The organism is Streptomyces sp. NPDC044719 (genome assembly GCF_056433405.1).
The window spans coordinates 850,565-867,282 of record NZ_JBWKHE010000004.1 but is presented as its reverse complement, the minus strand read 5'-3'; the positions used below and the strand labels follow the sequence as shown (position 1 = coordinate 867,282).

The following is a 16,718-nucleotide window of genomic DNA, read 5'->3' as shown; positions in this document are numbered from 1 at the left end:
GTCATGGCAGCGAAAACGGCTGGTGCGGGGCTCGAGGAACGGTGGCGGGACATCCTGTCGGCGCACGCGCGCACGATGTGCGAGATCGACCGGGCGCTGCATCCGCACGGTCTCGGCGCCTCCGATTTCGAGGTCCTGGACATGCTCGTGACCGCCGCGCCCGAGGAGGGCGAGCAGTGCCGGGTGCAGAATCTGGTCGGGCGGGTCCATCTGAGTCAGAGCGCGCTGTCGCGGCTGATCGCCCGGCTGGAGAAGGACGGGCTGGTGACGCGTTCCGTGTGCGTGGAGGATCGGCGCGGCGTGTGGGTCGCCCTCACCTCCAAGGGCCGTGACCTGCACGCCGAGGTGCTGCCGCTGCAGCGGGCAGCGCTGGCCCGGACGCTGGGCGCGTGAGCGGCCCAGGCCCGGACCGGACCGGTCGTCCTACGGACGTGCCAGCAGGGTGCGGACTCCCTCCGAGGTGAGCGTCAGGCGGTGCTCCGAGCTGCCGTCGATGGTGAGCGACAGGTCGTCGGCCGGCCACTGCGCGGCGAGGGCGCCGAGCGGCACCATGCGGTAGCGGGAGACGAACGGCAGCAGCCCGGCCATCTCCACCTCGGAGGTGAACACGGGCACCACCGGTTCGCCGCCCGGCTGCTCCAGCACCGGCAGCGCCACCGCCGAGGGGTTGGCGGCGTCGGCGTCGTTCGCGTCGTCGGGCACGGGGATGAGCACGTCGCTGTCGGCGAGCGCGTTCAGAGCCGCCGCGTCCTCGGTGTTCTCGGCGAGGACGTCCAGAGCCCGCTGGGCGGGCGTGGGCGTGGGGTTGTTTGCGGGTGTCTCCATGGCAGATTCCCTGGTAGCGGCGGTCTTGCGGCCCACCCGGGACATGATCCGCCCCGGGCACGGTCCTGCTCGCGTACCCGATCGGGCCCGCGGCAATCCTGCTGGATCACTGATGTTCAGGGGACCAGTGGGATGCGGCGGGTGCCGATCACTGCCGAGGCAGGGAGCTGGAAGGCGTGAGGGCCCGGCAGGGCAGCCCCTGCTCGCGCACGCCGCCGCTCCCGTCCGGCTCCACCCGGTACACCCCTGCTCCGGGCGCCCGGGTGACGGCTTCCGTGAGCACACCGTCCGTGAAGAGCGCTCCGGCCCCGTCCTCCACCGCCCAGCCCGCGGGCAGGTTCCCCGCCGCCACGGCCGCACGGTACGAGGGCCGCCGGCCCGGTTCACTGTCGTAGTGCGGGCAGACGGAACCGGGCAGCAGTCCCAGACCGTCGGGGAGGTACGTCAGCGGCCCGAAGGAGTCGGTGTGCGAGCCCTCGGCCCAGCAGTTGGCACCGGCGCTGATGCCGCACAGCAGCGTGCCGAGGTCGTAGGCCTCCCGGAGCAGCCGGTCCACGCCGTGGGTGCGCCAACCGCGAGGAGGTTGGCGGTGTTGCCGCCGCCCACGTACACGACGTCCTGGGCGAGCAGGAAGGAGCGCAGGGCGTCGTCGTCCAGCTCCCGGCGGAACAGGTGCAGGACGGAGGGTTCGCAGTCGGGGCGTGACCCGAACGCCATGCGGAACTGTTCGACGTATGCCGGTGCGTCTCCACTGGCCGTGGGCACGAAGCACACCTTGGGGCGGGACACGCGTGCCTGGGCCAGCAGCCAGTCGTCCAGCAGACCGTCGTCGTCGGTGGAGAAGCCGCCGCCGAGGAGGGCGAGACGCTGCGGAGGTTCTCCGGCCACGGCGGTGCCTTTCCGGATGGGGATGGCGCGCACGTCAGGACGTGGGACCGCTGTGCAGGACGGCCAGCACCCCCCGGGCGCGGGTGCCGTCCGGCAGTTGCCAGGAGCCGGTGACGCGGCCGGTCACTCCCTGTGCGGGAGTCAACGGGCCGTCCGGGGCGGGCTGGAGGACCCGGTGCAGGTGGAGGGCCGGGCCGTGGCGCGTGGCCAGTCGGGTGCCGTCCCGGTCGTCGGTGGCGGTGAAGTCCGTGGGCAGGGGCCCTTCGCCCGTGCGGGAGGCGGTGACCTCACGGTCGGGGACGTCGCTGGTGTTCTGGTCCTGGGCCTGCGCCCGGCCCTCGATCAGGGCCGCCAACTGGGCGGGCATCACGGGGTCGTGGCAGCCGTCGTAGGCCCAGCGCCGCCCGAGCACGCCGTGCTCCATCGTGCCGACCAGGGCGTGCTCCGCACCGTCGAGCGGGGCGCCGCGGTAGGTGAGCGGCACCAGGTAGACCGCCGGGCGGGGGCCGGAGGTGTCGGTGACGACGAGGAACTCGATCCCGACCTCGCCGCGCGGATCGTCCAGCCGGAACCCGCCGGCTTTGACCAGCTTCGGCTCGTCCGCGCCACCGCGGTACCAGGGGCGGGTGGGCAGCCAGGAGGTGAGGAGCTCCAGCTTGGTCGGTGTCAGCGTGGTGTGGTGGATGACGGCCATGCCGGTCCCCTCCCCCTCGGGTCGATGCGAGCCGTGAGGACACGCAGCATACGTTCGTGGAGATCCAGGGATGTTGACGCCCGGCATGTTACCGGTAACATCAGCGGGGTGACCGACCAGCCGACCGCGCAGCTCGCCCCTCATCGCTCCGGCACCTCGCCCGCCCCGGTCTTCAGCAGGGCGGCCGTCGTGGCGTCATGCGCCGGATTCGTTCTCATCGGTGCGTTGCAGGCGCTGTACGGGCCCGCGATCCCGGCCTTCCGTGAGGAGTTCGGGCTGTCGCCCTCCGCCGCGGGGCTGGGGCTGAGCGCCCACTTCGTCGGCGGTGTGGCCGGTGTGCTGCTGTTCGACCGGCTCTACGGCCGGGTCGGCAACCGGCAGATCCTCGGCAGTTCCTATCTGCTGATGGCCGTCGGCGCGGCGGGCTTCGCGCTGGCGCCCGGCTGGCCCACCGCCCTCGCGGCGGCCCTGCTCGCGGGGCTCGGTTTCGGTGGCATCGACTACGGCCTCAACCAGCTGTTCGCCGTGGGCTTCGGCCACCGTTCGACCGCGATGCTGAACATCCTCAACGCCCACTTCGGCATCGGCGCCATCCTCGGTCCCGCCCTGATCGGCGTGGTCGGCTCGGAGCACTACCCGGCCGTCTTCCTCTGCTTCGCCCTCGTCAATCTGCCCTTGCTGCTGTGCCTGAGGGGCGTTCGGAACGACGTGCCCCTGCCGGGCGGGGCCGAGGACGGCCGTGGGCGGGTTCTGGGCCGCAGCCTCGGCTCCGTGCTCGCCGTCTTCGTCGCGCTCTACGTCCTGCACGTCGCCGTCGAGGCCGGTGTCGGCGGCTGGGAGCCCACCCATCTGGAGACCGTCGGCTACGGCGCGGGCGTCGCGGCCACCGCCACCTCGGTGTACTGGCTGATGATGACCGTCGGGCGCTTCCTGGTCGCCCCGCTCGCGCTGCGGTTCTCCGCCCAGACCATCATCACCGTTTCGTGCGCGGGCATGACGGTGTGTCTGCTGGCCGCGTCCGTGCCCGCGCTGGCCCCGTACGCGTACGCCGGTGTCGGTCTGTTCATCGCGCCGATCTTCCCCACCGGCCTGCCCTGGCTGAACCGGGCCGCGCCCCAGGCCCGGCGGGCCGGTGCCGTGGTCATCGCGGCTTCCATGGTCGGCGGTGTCGCCGCCGGGCCGGCGCTGGGCAAGGCCATCGAGTGGTCCGGGATTCGCGCGGTGCCGCTTCTGCTGTGCGGGGTCTCCGCGCTGTGCCTGACCGCCACGCTCTGGCTCATCCGCGCCACCCGATCCCGATGACTGCTCCTGCCTCGAACACCTCGAAGGGAAGCCTCCGCATGCCCGCTCTGACGACGACGTCCGACGGATTCCTGCTGCACGGCGAGCCGTTCCGGATCATCTCCGGCGCGCTGCACTACTTCCGCGTCCACCCCGACCTGTGGGCCGACCGGTTGCGCAAGGCCCGGCTGATGGGCCTCAACACGGTGGAGACGTACCTTCCGTGGAACCACCACCAGCCGGATCCCGAGGGGCCCCTCGTGCTCGACGGGTTCCTCGACCTGCCCCGGTTTCTCCGGCTCGCCCAGGACGAGGGGCTGTGCGTGCTCCTGCGTCCCGGTCCGTTCATCTGCGCCGAGTGGGACGGAGGCGGTCTGCCCGACTGGCTCACCTCGGACACCGACATCCGGCTGAGGACCAGCGACCCGCGGTTCACGGGGGCCGTCGACCGCTATCTCGACCTGCTGCTGCCCGCGCTCCTCCCGTACATGGCCGCGGCGGGCGGTCCCGTCATAGCGGTGCAGGTGGAGAACGAGTACGGGGCCTACGGCGACGACAGCGCGTATCTGAAGCACCTGGCCGACGCGTTCCGTTCCCGGGGCGTCGAGGAGCTGCTGTTCACCTGTGACCAGGCCGACCCGGAACATCTGGCCGCCGGAAGCGTGCCGGGCCTCCTGGCGGCGAGCACCTTCGGCAGCCGCGTCGAGCAGTGTCTCGGGCGGCTGCGCGAGCACCGGAGCGAAGGGCCCCTGTTCTGCGCGGAGTTCTGGATCGGCTGGTTCGACCACTGGGGCGGTCCGCACCATGTGCGGGACGCGGCCGACGCCGCAGCGGACCTGGACCGGCTGCTGTCCGCGGGGGCGTCCGTCAACATCTACATGTTCCACGGCGGCACCAACTTCGGCTTCGCCAACGGCGCCAACCACAAGCACGCCTACACCCCGACCATCACCTCGTACGACTACGACGCCGCCCTCACCGAGCACGGCGACCCGGGCCCGAAGTACCACGCCTTCCGCGAGGTCATCGCCCGCCATGCCGGCGTTCCCGACGAGCCCGTTCCGGCGCCGGGGCCCAAACTCCCGCCCACCGATGTCGAGCTGGACGGCCGGGCACCTCTGCTTCCGCTCGCCGGCACGCTCGCCGCCCCCGTGCGCGCCGACGACCCGGTGACCATGGACGAGCTCGGGCAGCGCACCGGCTACGCGCTCTACCGCACCACCCTTCCCGTTGCCGGTGACGGCCTGCTGCACTTCTCCGGCGGTGTCGGCGACCGCGCCCAGGTCTTCGTCGACGGCGCCCCGGTCGGTGTACTGGAGCGCGAACGCCACGACGAGACACTGCCCGTGCGCGTGCCACGCTCCGGCGCGGCGCTGGAGGTCCTCGTCGAGAACATGGGCGGCGTCAACTACGGGCCTCGTATCGGCGCGGCCAAGGGTCTGCTCGGGCCCGTCTCCTTCAACGGCACCGTCCTGCGGGGCTGGGACTGCCGCCCGCTGCCGCTGGACGGCGTGGACGGGCTGCCGTTCGTACCGGCCGACGGGGCGGCGGTCACCGTGCCGGCCTTCCACCGCGGCACCTTCGAGGTGGACACGCCCGCCGACGCCTTCCTCTCCCTGCCCGGCTGGACGAAGGGCCAGGCGTGGGTCAACGGCTTCCACCTGGGCCGCTACTGGAACCGGGGCCCGCAGCACACCCTGTACCTCCCCGCCCCGGTGCTGCGGCCGGGCACCAACGAGCTGGTCCTGCTGGAGCTGCACGGCACCACCGCAACCCGCGCCCAGCTCACCGACACCCCCGACCTCGGCCCGGAGAACACCTGGTGACCCCGTACCGACTGCGCGTTCCCGCGCCCTCCGCTCCCCCGCTCACCGGACACCTGCCCTTCGCCGACGCGCCGGGCGTGCCCGACCCGGTAGAAGTGACCAGCCGCTGGCTCACCAGGGGCGGCCGCCCCTGGTTCCCGGTCTCCGGTGAGTTCCACTACTCCCGCTACCCGAATGAGGAGTGGGAGGAGGAACTGCTGAAGATGAAGGCGGGCGGTGTGACCGCCGTCGCCTCCTACGTCATCTGGATCCACCACGAGGAGAGCGAGGGCCGGGTCCGCTTCGACGGCGACCGCGACCTCCGGCGCTTCGCGGGGCTGTGCGCCCGCCACGGCCTGGACTTCGTACCGCGCATCGGCCCCTGGTCGCACGCGGAGGTGCGGGGCGGCGGCCTGCCCGACTGGCTGCTCGCCCGCGCCTGCACGCCGCGTACCGACGACCCGGCCTATCTGGAGCTGGTAGGCACCTGGTTCTCGGCCGTGGCGGAGCAACTGCGCGGCCTGGACCGGGCGCACGGCGGTCCGATCGTCGCCATCCAGATCGAGAACGAGCTCTACGACCAGCCCGGCCACCTGCGCACGCTCAAGCGCCTCGCCCGGGAGGCCGGGCTGAGCGCGCCGCTGTGGACGTCGACCGCCTGGGGCGGGGTGCGGCTTCCGGGCGAGGAGCTGCTTCCGCTGTACGGCGGCTATCCCGACGCGTTCTGGACGGAGGCCGACGGCGGCTGGCCCGACACCTGCCGCAAGCACTTCTTCTTCACGCACGAGCGCGACGACGAGGGCATCGGCGCCGACCTGCGCCCCACGACCGTGCGCGGCGCCGACCCGGCTCCGACGGACCGGTTCCCCTGGGCGACCTGCGAGTTGGGAGGAGGCATGGCGGTGGCCTATCACCGGCGGCCGCGTGTGGACGCCGCCGACGTGGGCGCGCTCGGCCTGACCAAGATCGGCTGCGGTTCGGTGTGGCAGGGCTACTACATGTTCCACGGCGGCACGAACCCGCCGGGAGAACTGACCACCCTTCAGGAGTCGCACGCCACCGGCTACCCCAACGACCTGCCGGTCCTGAGCTACGACTTCCAGGCCCCGCTCGGCGAGTACGGCCAGGTCCGGCCCTCGTACCACGAACTGCGGCTCCAGCACCTGCTGCTGGCCGCTTTCGGGCACCGCATCGCGCCCATGGAGTCCGTCCTGCCCGAGCGGCTGCCGGCCGGCCAGCACGACCGTGAGACCCTGCGCTGGGCCGTCCGCTCCGACGGCACCTCGGGCTTCCTGTTCGTGACCAACCACCAGCCGCACGAGCCGCTGCCGGACCACCGGGGGACGACGTTCAGGGTCGACTTCCCGAACGCGCCATCGCTGACACTGCCGAGCACTCCCGTCACGGTGCCCTCCGGCGTGTTCTTCTGCTGGCCGTTGCGGCTGGACCTGGCCGGGCTGCGGCTGGAGTGGGCCTCGGCGCAGCCGGTGTGCACGGTCGAGGCGGCGGGACGCACGGTCCTGGTGCTGGCCGCGACCGACGGCATCGCGCCCGAACTCGCCCTGGACGCGGACACGGTGGCATCCGTCGCCGTGCCGGCCGGGGGCGGGGAGGTCACGCCCGTCGACGGCCGGGTCCTGGTCACCGGTCTGCGGCCGGGCACCGACGCCCTGGTCGAGGTGGACGCGGCCGACGGCTCCCGCGTCGGTCTGCTGGTCCTGGACGCGGCGACGGCCCGTACCGCCTACCGGGGTGTCGCCTGGGGCGCCGAGCGGCTGGTGCTCTGCGGGGACGGGATCGTCTTCGACGGTGACGAGGTACGGCTGCACAGCCCGGCCGCCGAGCCGTCGTTCGCGGTGCTGCCCGCGCCCGATGCCGCCCTGGTGGTGGAGGGGGAACGGGTGCGGGAGGAGGCGGACGGCGTGTGCACGCGCTACACGGTCGAGGCCGGGGCCCCAGGTCACACCGACGCGCACGTCACCCTGGTCAGGCCCGCCGGTCCGGCCCCCGAGCCCGTGACCGGCGTGCAGGGCCGGGCGAGCATGCCCGCCGACAAGAACATGGACACCGTGGCCGCCGAGTACCGGGTCGACGTACCGGAGGAACTGCTGCGGGAGCCCGCCGGTGTGCTGCTGCGGCTGCACTGGACCGGTGATCTGGCACGGGCCTACGTGGGGGACGTCCTGGTCGCCGACCAGTTCTACTCGGGGCGGGTCTGGGACATCGGCCTGGACCGGCTGCCCGCGGAGGAGTTACGTGCTCGGGGGCTGCGGCTGCAGGTGCTGCCGCTGGCCGCGGACGCACCGGTGCATGTGGCGGGGCAGGTGGGCGATGCCTGGCGGGCGGCCGGGGTGGGGCAGGCCGAGTGGGTGGTCGGGCGCGTGTGGGCGGTCCGGACGGGCTGAGGCCCTCACGGGCACCGCGCGGCCTATGCTGTGCTCCTGCCGGGCGGGTTCAGGACCGCCGTATCCGACGTCGAGGAATCACCCGCCATGACACCGAGCGCCACCGACGGCCCGGTTCCCAAGGGCCGCAGCAGGCGCAACTTCGCCGGGACACGGCCGGTGATGGCCGACGTGGCCCGGCTGGCCGGCGTCTCCAAGCAGACCGTGTCCCGCGTGCTCAACGACCATCCGGCCGTCCGCCCCGAGACGCGCGAGGCGGTCCTGGAGGCCATGCGCACGCTCGGCTACCGGCCCAGCCGCAGCGCGCGGTCCCTGGCCAGCGGCAGGACCCGGATGCTCGGGGTGATCTCCTTCGACGCCGCGCGGTACGGGCCCGCCTCCATCCTGACCGCGATCAACACCGCCGCCCAGGAAGCCGGTTACCTCGTCAGCTCCATCGCTCTGGACACGGCCGACCACGGGACCGTCGTCGAGGCCGTGAACCGGCTGTCGGCCGAGGGCGCGGACGGTGTGATCGCGATCGCCCCGCAGCAGTGGGTGGGCCGGGCACTGGCGGAGACCGACCTCGGTACTCCGCTGGTGGTGCTGGAGAGTCCCCTCGACGACGACACCCCCCTGGTCACCGGCGATTCCCGCACCGGCGCCCGCAAGGCCACGGAGCATCTCCTCGGCCTGGGGCATGCCACGGTCTGGCACATCGCGGGTCCGACCGGCTGGACCTCCGCCGATCACCGGCTGGCGAGCTGGCAGGCGACGCTCCAGGCCGCCGGCGCCGACGTCCCGGCTCCTCTGGTCGGGGACTGGGGCGCCGGCTCCGGGTACGAACTGGGCCGCCGGCTGGCCCGGCGCCCGGAGGTGACGGCGGTGTTCGCCTCCAACGACCAGATGGCGCTGGGCCTGCTGCACGCCCTGCACGAGTCCGGGCGGTCCGTCCCCGGGGAGGTCAGTGTCGTCGGCTACGACGACATCCCCGAGGCCGCGCATCTGCTGCCCCCGCTGACCACCGTCCGCACCGACTTCGCCGAGATCGGCACCCGGTCCCTGCGTCTGCTCCTGGACCGCATCGACGGCCCGGGCGGGCGGCCCCGCGTGGACAGCCTCGTCCCCGTCGACCTCGTGGTGCGCGCGAGCAGCGGTCCGCCGCCGGTGCGCTGACGGGCTCAGGCACTCCCCTCGGCGGCGGCCTTCTGCCAGGCCGACTCCCTGAGCAGCCGCAGGCCGTTCAGTCCGACGAGGACCGTGGAGCCCTCGTGGCCCGCGACACCCAGGGGCAGCGGCAGGTCGCCCGCCAGGTCCCAGACGACGAGGCCGGCGATGAACACCCCGGCGATGACGAGGTTCTGGGCGACCAGCCGGCGGGCGCGGCGGGAGAGGGCGACGGTGGCGGGGACGGCGGCGAGTTCGTCGCGGACGATCACGGCATCAGCGGTCTCCAGGGCGAGGTCGGAGCCCGCCCGGCCCATGGCGACCCCGGTGTGGGCGGCGGCCAGGGCGGGTGCGTCGTTGACGCCGTCCCCGACGACCAGCACCTTGCGGCCCGCGCCCTCCATCTCCTGGACGGCGGCCAGCTTGTCCTGCGGCAGCAGCCCGGCGCGCACGTCGTCGATGCCGGTCTCGGCGGCGAGGTGCGCGGCGGCCCGGGGGTTGTCGCCGGTGAGGAGTGTGGGGGCGGTGCCGGTGAGCGTGGTGAGGGCGGTGACCGTGGCGGCGGCGTCCGGGCGCGGCCGGTCGGCGACGCCGAGCAGTCCGGCGGGAGCGCCGTCGACGACGACCAGGACGGCGGTACGGCCGGACTCCTCCAGTTCCGCGACACCTTCGAGGGCGTCGTCCGTCAGCCGGGCCGGGGCGCCCACCGCGACCGCACGGCCGTCGACGACGGCGGTCACGCCCACTCCGGGCGCGGAGGCGAAGTCCTCCGCTTCGGGCAGATCGAGGCCGCGCTCACGGGCCGCGTCGACGACCGCCCGGGCCAGCGGATGCTCACTGGGCCGCTCGGCGGCCGCCGCGAGGGTCAGCAACCGGTCCTCGTCCAAGCCGGCTCCCGGCAGCGGCCGGACGTCGGTGACGCGCGGGCTGCCTTCGGTCAGGGTGCCGGTCTTGTCCAGTGCGACCGCGTCCACCTGGCCGATCCGCTCCATCACCACGGCCGACTTCACCAGCACACCGTGCCGCCCGGCGTTGGCGATGGCCGAGAGCAGGGGCGGCATGGTGGCCAGCACGACCGCGCAGGGCGAGGCCACGATCATGAAGGTCATGGCGCGCAGGAGCGAGTCGGTGAGCCGCTCGCCGAAGGCGAGCGGCACCAGGAAGACGGCGAGGGTCGCGGCCACCATGCCGAGCGAATAGCGCTGTTCGACCTTCTCGATGAACAGTTGCGTGGGCGCCTTGGTCTCGGACGCCTCCTGCACCATCCGGACGATACGGGCGATCACCGAGTCGGAGGCGTCGCGCTCGACCCGGACCCGCAGGGCGCCGGTGCCGTTGAGGGTGCCCGCGAAGACCTCGTCGCCCGGCTCCTTCGGCACGGGGAGCGGCTCGCCGGTGATGGTCGCCTGGTCGACCTCGCTCGCCCCGTCCAGCACCCGGCCGTCGGCGCCGACGCGCTCTCCGGGGCGTACGAGGACGGTGTCGCCGACCGCCAACTCCTCCACGGGTACGGCCTGTTCGTTGCCACCGGGTGACAGCCGGGTCGCCGTGGCGGGGGCCAGGTCGAGCAGGCCGCGGACGGAGTCGGCGGTGCGGGCCGTGGCCAGTGCCTCCAGGGCGCCGGAGGTGGCGAAGATGACGATGAGCAGGGCGCCGTCCATGACCTGCCCGATCGCGGCCGCGCCCAGTGCGGCGACCACCATCAGCAGGTCGACGTCGAGGGTGCGGTCCTTGAGCGCCTTCAGCCCCTCCCATCCCGGCTCCCAGCCGCCCGTGGCGTATGCCGCCGCGTACAGCGGGCCCCAGGTCCAGGTGGGGGCGCCGGTCAGCTGGAGCGGCAGCGCGAGCAGGAAGAGGGCGGTGGCCGCCGCGGCCCAGCGAGCCTCGGGGAGCGCGAGGACACGGGTGCGTCGCCGCGGCACGGTCCCGGGGCGTGCGGGCTTCGCCCGTTCGACCGACGGGGGCGTCAGCGTGGAGGTCATCAAGGGTCCTTGGAGCGGGAGCGTGAGGCCCCCACCCTACAGGAACACATGAAGACTGATTCATATCTTCATGGACGACCGGGTATCAGAGCAGCCCGTCACCGGACGGGCACCGCGATGTACTGGTACTCCAGGAACTCGTCGATACCGACCCGGCCGCCCTCGCGGCCGAGACCGGACTGTTTGACCCCGCCGAAGGGCGCGGCGGGGTTGGAGACCAGGCCGGTGTTCAGGCCCACCATGCCCACCTCCAGGCCCTCGCTGACGCGCAGGCCCCGGTCCAGCCCCTGAGTGAAGACGTAGCCGACGAGCCCCCAGGGCGTGTCGTTGGCCCGGCGCAGGACCTCGTCCTCGTCGTCGAAGGTGAGGATCGCGGCGACCGGGCCGAAGATCTCCGTGTCCATGAGACGGCTCTCGGGGGACACGTCCGCGAGCACGGTCGGCGGGTAGAAACAGCCGGGCCCTTCGGGCGTACGGCCGCCGACCAGCACTTGGGCGCCACGCTCCACGGCGTCGGCCACCAGCTCCTCCACCTTGGCGCGTCCGGTGGCGTCGATCAGCGGACCCACGTCGACGCCGTCCCGGGTGCCGGGGCCCACCTCGAGCGCGCCCATCCGCTCGGCGAGCCGCCGCCCGAACTCCTCGGCGACCGGCCGGTGGACGAAGAAGCGGTTCGCGGCGGTGCAGGCCTCACCCATGTTGCGCATCTTGGCGACCATCGCGCCGTCCACGGCCACGTCCAGGTCGGCGTCGTCGAAGACGATGAACGGTGCGTTGCCGCCCAGCTCCATCGACGTCCGTACGACGGTGTCGGCGCACTGCGCGAGCAGCAGCCTGCCGACGGCCGTGGAGCCGGTGAAGGACAGTTTGCGGATCCGGCCGCCGCGCAGCAGCGGTTCGCAGACCTCTCCGGCGCGGGAGGTGGTGACCACGTTCAGCACACCGTCCGGCAGCCCGGCCTCCTTCAGGATCTGGGCGAGGGCGAGGCTGGACAGCGGGGTCTGCGGGGCCGGCTTGAGGATCATCGTGCAGCCCGCCGCGATCGCCGGGCCGATCTTGCGAGTGCCCATGGCCAGCGGGAAGTTCCACGGCGTGATCAGCAGGCAGGGGCCCACCGGGCGGCGGGAGAGCAGCATGCGGTTGCGGCCGTCGGGCAGCGTGCCGCACCCCCCGTCGATCCGCACGGCCTCCTCCGAGAACCAGCGGAAGAACTCGGCGGCGTAGGCCACCTCTCCCCTGGCCTCGGCGAGCGGCTTGCCCATTTCGGACGTCATCAGGCGGGCGAGTTCGTCGGTGCGTTCGAGGATGAGCTCGTGCGCGCGGCGCAGAATCTCGCTGCGCGCGCGGGGTGCCGTACGGGCCCATTCGGCCTGGGCCTGGACGGCCGCCTCCTCCGCGAGCCTGGCGTCCTTGGCACCCGCGTCGGCGACATGGCCGATGATCTCGCCGGTGGCGGGGTCGTCGACGGGCATGATGGCACCGTCCGCGGCGTCCACCCAGGCACCGCCGATGAACAACTGGTTCAGTACCTCGGTCATGATGTCTCTCCTGGTCGGTCGGCGCAGGGGTCGAGGAGTTCCGCGAGGTGCAGGGCGCGGATGCCCCGGTCACCGGCGAGGTGGTCGATCTGGGTGGCGCAGCTGAAGCCGTCGGCGACGACGGGGCGTCCGTCGAGTTCGTCGAGCCGGGGTTTGAGGGCGAGGTCCGCGACGGCGATGGAGGTGTCGTAGTGCTCCGCCTCGAAACCGAAGTTGCCGGCGAGGCCGCAGCAGCCCTCGGCCTCGTCGACCGTGCGGACGCCGAGGCGGCGCAGCAGGTCGGCGGGGCGGCGGCCCGTGAAGGTGGCGTACTCGTGGCAGTGGGTCTGCAGGACGACGTCGCCGGGCAGCGGCGGCGGGCTCCAGTCCTGGTCGGCGAGGTCGGTGAGGGCTCCGGTGAAGGTGCGGACCCGGTCGGCGACGCGCTCTGCGGCCTCGGTGCCGAGCAGTTCGGGCACGTCGCGTTTGAGGGCGGCGGCGCAGCTGGGCTCGGCGACGATGATCGGCCGGTCGTCGCCGTCGTCGAGGGCGACGACCGTACGGGCCATGACCCTGCGGGCCACGGACAGCTGGCCGGTGCTGACCCAGGTGAGTCCGCAGCACAGGCCCTCGCGAGGGGTGCAGGGAACGCCGGCGTCGGCGAGCACGCGGCTCACAGCGCCGGCGACCCGGGGGCGGAAGGCCCGGGTGAAGCTGTCGACGAAGAGCAGGGCTTTCGCCGGCCCCGAGGTCCGCGCCGCACGCAGGGTCTTGCGCAGGGCGCGCCGGGAGGCGAAGGCGGGGATCGCGCGCTTCGTGGTCACCCCGCCGAGACGGGCGAGGAGCCTGCCGAGCGGTCCGCGCAGCAGGAGGTTGACGGGGCGGGCCGCGTATCCGGCGAGGGCGGAGGTCCTGGGCAGCCAGCCGAGCGAGTAGTGGGAACGGGGGCGGAGGCGGTTCTTGTAATGCTGGTGCAGGAACTCCGCCTTGTAGGTCGCCATGTCGACGCCCACCGGACAGTCGATGGAGCAGGCCTTGCAGGACAGGCACAGATCGAGGGCGTCCCTGACCTCGGCCGAGCGCCAGCCGTCCTGGACCGCCTCGCCGCTCACCATCTCCTGGAGCATGCGGGCCCGGCCGCGGGTGGAGTCGTTCTCCTCCCCCGTGGCCCGATAGCTCGGGCACATCACCCCGCCGGAGTCGCTGCGGCAGCGGCCGATGCCGACACAGCGGCGCACCGCGCCCGTGAAGCCGTCCGTGTCGTGCGGGAAGGTGAACGACGTGTCCAGGAGCGGGAGTTCACGTATCGCGAGGTCGGCGTCCAGGGGGGCCGGGGCGACGATCACCCCGGGGTTGAGCAGCCCGTCCGGGTCGAAGATCCGCTTGAACGCGGCAAAGGCGCTGATCATGCGGTGGCTGTACATGACCTCCAGCAGTTCGCTGCGAGCCCGTCCGTCACCGTGCTCGCCCGACAGGGTCCCGCCGTGCGAGACGACCAGCGTGGCCGCCTCGGAGAGGAACCGCCGCATGACGGCCCGGCCGGCGTCCGTGGCCGGGTCGAAGTCGACCCGTACGTGGACACAGCCGGCGCCGAAGTGCCCGTACAGCACGCCCGTCAGCCCGTGCGCGGCCAGCAGCTCGCGGAAGTCGCGCAGATAGGCGGCGAGGTTCTCGGGAGCGACGGCCGCGTCCTCCCAGCCGGGCCAGGACTCCCCGCCGTCCACCAACCGGGCGGCGAGCCCGGCTCCGTCCTCGCGGACCCGCCACAGCGAGCGGCGCTCGGCCGGGCTCTCGACCACCCGTCCGCCGGTCAGCCGGCCCTGTGACTTCAGCACGTCGAGCAGTTCGGCGGCGCGGCCGTCGACCGCGGCCTGGTCCTCGCCTTCGAGTTCGACGTAGAGCCAGGCGCGGCCCTCGGGCAGGCCGGTGACGGAGTCCGGGCCGCGGCGGACGCGCATGGTGGCGACGATCGCCTCGTCCATGCCCTCCACCGCGCTGGGCGAGAAGCGCAGGATCTCCGGCACGTCCTCGGCCGCGTCGACGACGTCGTCGTAGCCGAGCGTCAGCAGCGCGGAGGCCTGTGCGGTCGTCACCAGGCGGACCGTCGCGGCGGTGACGACCGCACAGGTGCCTTCGGTGCCCACGAGCGCGCGGGCCATGTCGAAGCCGTTCTCCGGCAGCAGGCGGTGCAGCTGGTAGCCGGAGACCTGGCGCGGGATCCGGCCCAGTTCGGTACGGATGGGCTCCAGGTTGCCGGCGATCAGCTTCCGGAGGTCGGATTCGAGCCGCGCGATGACTTCGGCGTCGCTCGGCTCGACCGGGTGCAGTCCGCAGCGGTCGGCGACTGCCCGCACTCCGTCGGCCGTGACGATCTCCAGGGCCTCGACATGGCCGCTGGTCCGGCCGTCGCGCACCGACCGGTTGCCGCACGCGTCGTTGCCGATCATGCCGCCGAGGGTGCAGCGGCTGTGCGAGGACGGGTCGGGGCCGAAGTCGAGCCCGTGCGGGGCGGTCGCGGCGCGCAGCGCGTCGAGGACGGCACCGGCCTCGACGCGCGCGGTGCGGGCCTCGGGGTCGATGTCCAGGATCCGGTTCATACAGCGGGAGAAGTCCAGGACGACACCGAGTCCGACGGCGTTGCCCGCCATGCTGGTGCCGCCGCCCCGGGCCGTGACCGGGACGCCCGCCTCCCGGCAGGCCGCCAGCACCGCGACCACGTCGTCGGCGGTGCGCGGGAAGGCCACGGCCCGGGGCAGCACCCGGTAGTTGGAGGCGTCGTAGGCGTAGGGGCCCGTCGCTCCAGGCCCGGTCTCCACCCGCAGGCCGGGCGCGCTCTCGGCGATACGGGCCGTCAGACCCGCCAGGTCGCGGGTGGTGGTGGTCATCGGTCGCCGGCTCCCGACGTGCCGGCCTCGACCGCCTTCGCCCAGGCCCGCAGGCCCTCGTCCACTGCGGCCTCGTCGATGACGAGCGCCGGGATCATGCGGACCACCTGGTTCCAGGCGCCGCACAGCAGCAGGAGCAGCCCCTCGTCGACGGCGGCGCGCTGGACGCGGGCGGCGGTCTCGGGGTCGGGGCTGCCGTCCTCGGTGACGAACTCGCTGGCGAGCATGAGGCCGAGGCCGCGCACGTCGCCGATGCCCGGGGTGCGGTCGGCGACAGCCTCCAGGCCCTGGCGCAGCCGCCGGCCCATCGCCTCGGCGTTCTCGACGAGCTTCTCGTCACGTACGACGTCGAGGGTGGCGCAGGCCGCGGCGCAGGCGACGGCGTTGGCGCCGTAGGTGCCGCCCTGGGAGCCGGGCCACGCCTTGGCCATCAGCTCCTCGGAGGCGGCGATGCCGGAGATCGGGAAGCCGCTGGCCAGGCCCTTGGCGGTGATGAGGATGTCGGGGGTGACGCCGAAGTGGTCGTGGCCCCAGAAGCGTCCGGTGCGGCCGACGCCGGTCTGCACCTCGTCGAGGATCAGCAGGAAGCCGTGCCGGTCCGCCCGCTCCCGCAGCCCTTCGAGGAAGGCGGTGTTGGCGGGCACGTAGCCGCCCTCGCCGAGCACCGGCTCGACGATGATCGCGGCCGTGTCTGCGGGCGAGGAGATCGTCTGGAGGGTGTAGTCGAGCTCCTGGAGGGCGAAACGGGTGGCGGCCTCCTCGTCCCAGCCGTACCGGTAGGCCGTCGGGAACGGCGTGACGACGACTCCGCTCATCAGCGGGGAGAAACCGGACCGGAAGCGGATCCCGGAGGTCGTCATGGAGGCGGCGGCGACGGTGCGGCCGTGGAAACCGCCGTGGCAGACCAGGACGTTGGGCCGGCCGGTGGCCTGGCGGGCCAGCCGCAGCGCCGACTCGACGGCCTCGCTGCCGGAGTTGGTGAAGAACAGGCTGTCCAGGCCGGCCGGCAGCACCTCCCCGAGCTTGTCGACGAGGCGGCGCAGCGGCTGGTGCATGACGGTCGTGTACTGGCCGTGCACCAGTGTGCCCACCTGCTCCTGCGCCGCCGCCACGACCTTGGGGTGGCAGTGCCCGGTGCTGGTGACGCCGATGCCGGCGGTGAAGTCGAGGTAGCGGCGGCCGTCCTCACCGTAGAGATGGACGCCCTCGCCCCGGGCGGCCACCACGGGCGTGGCCTGGCGAAGGTGCGGCGACAGTGCGGTCATGTTCGTCTCCCGGCCGTACGTCGAG

At 73.1% G+C, this 16,718-nt stretch carries 11 protein-coding genes and 1 pseudogene; 5 read left to right on the top strand and 7 right to left on the bottom strand.

Annotated features, from left to right (window positions below):
* The first annotated feature begins 3 nt into the window (after positions 1-3).
* Complete coding sequence (locus AC07DF_RS19860) at positions 4-393, top strand: MarR family winged helix-turn-helix transcriptional regulator (protein ID WP_478972528.1); 390 nt, start codon at positions 4-6, stop codon at positions 391-393.
* Between the two features lie 30 nt (positions 394-423).
* Here the strand turns inward: AC07DF_RS19860 and AC07DF_RS19855 are convergent, their stop codons facing one another.
* The 3 genes and pseudogenes from AC07DF_RS19855 to AC07DF_RS19845 form a co-directional block, all read right to left on the bottom strand.
* Positions 424-825, bottom strand: a complete 402-nt coding sequence (locus AC07DF_RS19855; protein WP_184595591.1) for an SseB family protein — start codon at positions 823-825, stop codon at positions 424-426.
* A 148-nt stretch (positions 826-973) separates the two neighbouring features.
* Positions 974-1,713: pseudogene (locus AC07DF_RS19850) on the bottom strand (Type 1 glutamine amidotransferase-like domain-containing protein).
* A 34-nt stretch (positions 1,714-1,747) separates the two neighbouring features.
* Positions 1,748-2,407, bottom strand: a complete 660-nt coding sequence (locus AC07DF_RS19845) for a maltokinase N-terminal cap-like domain-containing protein (RefSeq protein WP_478972524.1) — start codon at positions 2,405-2,407, stop codon at positions 1,748-1,750.
* Positions 2,408-2,515: 108 nt separating this feature from the next.
* Between AC07DF_RS19845 and AC07DF_RS19840 the strand changes: the two genes are divergently transcribed.
* The 4 genes from AC07DF_RS19840 to AC07DF_RS19825 all read left to right on the top strand — a co-directional run bounded on the left by AC07DF_RS19840 (position 2,516) and on the right by AC07DF_RS19825 (position 9,053).
* Positions 2,516-3,709 (top strand): MFS transporter, encoded by a 1,194-nt coding sequence (locus tag AC07DF_RS19840; RefSeq protein WP_478972521.1) that lies wholly within the window; start codon positions 2,516-2,518, stop codon positions 3,707-3,709.
* Between the two features lie 38 nt (positions 3,710-3,747).
* Positions 3,748-5,514, top strand: coding sequence for a glycoside hydrolase family 35 protein (locus AC07DF_RS19835; protein WP_478972518.1), 1,767 nt, complete (start codon positions 3,748-3,750; stop codon positions 5,512-5,514).
* Positions 5,511-7,898, top strand: a complete 2,388-nt coding sequence (locus tag AC07DF_RS19830) for a beta-galactosidase (RefSeq protein ID WP_478972515.1) — start codon at positions 5,511-5,513, stop codon at positions 7,896-7,898. The genes AC07DF_RS19835 and AC07DF_RS19830 overlap by 4 nt, the downstream gene beginning before the upstream one ends.
* Before the next feature lie 87 nt (positions 7,899-7,985).
* Entirely contained in the window at positions 7,986-9,053 is a 1,068-nt protein-coding gene (locus AC07DF_RS19825) for a LacI family DNA-binding transcriptional regulator (RefSeq protein WP_478972512.1), read from the top strand.
* A 5-nt stretch (positions 9,054-9,058) separates the two neighbouring features.
* On the opposite strand, the gene AC07DF_RS19820 is transcribed toward AC07DF_RS19825, so the two are convergent.
* The 4 genes from AC07DF_RS19820 to AC07DF_RS19805 form a co-directional block, all read right to left on the bottom strand.
* Entirely contained in the window at positions 9,059-11,026 is a 1,968-nt protein-coding gene (locus AC07DF_RS19820; protein WP_478972509.1) for a heavy metal translocating P-type ATPase, read from the bottom strand.
* A gap of 98 nt (positions 11,027-11,124) precedes the next feature.
* Positions 11,125-12,564, bottom strand: a complete 1,440-nt coding sequence (locus AC07DF_RS19815; protein ID WP_478972506.1) for an NAD-dependent succinate-semialdehyde dehydrogenase — start codon at positions 12,562-12,564, stop codon at positions 11,125-11,127.
* On the bottom strand, positions 12,561-15,428 hold the full coding sequence (locus AC07DF_RS19810) for an FAD-binding and (Fe-S)-binding domain-containing protein (RefSeq protein WP_478972503.1): 2,868 nt from the start codon (positions 15,426-15,428) through the stop codon (positions 12,561-12,563). Before AC07DF_RS19810 ends, AC07DF_RS19815 begins: the two co-directional genes overlap by 4 nt.
* Complete coding sequence (locus tag AC07DF_RS19805) at positions 15,425-16,693, bottom strand: aspartate aminotransferase family protein (protein WP_478972500.1); 1,269 nt, start codon at positions 16,691-16,693, stop codon at positions 15,425-15,427. Before AC07DF_RS19805 ends, AC07DF_RS19810 begins: the two co-directional genes overlap by 4 nt.
* Positions 16,694-16,718 lie beyond the last annotated feature (25 nt).